The organism is Pseudomonas peli (assembly GCF_050563605.1).
GTDB lineage: Bacteria > Pseudomonadota > Gammaproteobacteria > Pseudomonadales > Pseudomonadaceae > Aquipseudomonas > Aquipseudomonas peli_A.
In genome coordinates, this window is record NZ_JBNXUH010000171.1 from 1 (window position 1) to 288 (window position 288).

Consider the following 288-nt stretch of genomic DNA (forward strand, 5'->3'; position numbering starts at 1 on the left):
GGCTCAGTTCGTCTCATGTGTTCGGAGGTGGGGATAAGAGAGATGGCCTGTGCGGCCCAGGAGATTTCCGGCTGCTCAATCGGCTGCTGGTACAGACGCAGGTAGTCGTCGTTGTCCAGGTGGGCGCGTTGGCGCACGGCGTCGGGCACGGGGTGGCGGGTAATTTCGAACATGGCGGGGCCYTGTTKTTGTGTTTCCCCAAGSCCGBAAGGGGTGTCTCTTTTAAACATCTCCCRGCCCCCCAGACGAAATGAGGGGAATCGTATGCCCTCTTTTTCTTTTAAAAAA

General features: G+C 57.2%; 1 protein-coding gene. It reads right to left on the reverse strand.

Annotated features, from left to right (window positions below; translation table 11 throughout):
* A partial coding sequence (locus ACQ4LH_RS21385) for a hypothetical protein (protein WP_430698984.1) occupies window positions 1–173 on the reverse strand: 173 nt, incomplete at its 3' end.
* Window positions 174–288 lie beyond the last annotated feature (115 nt).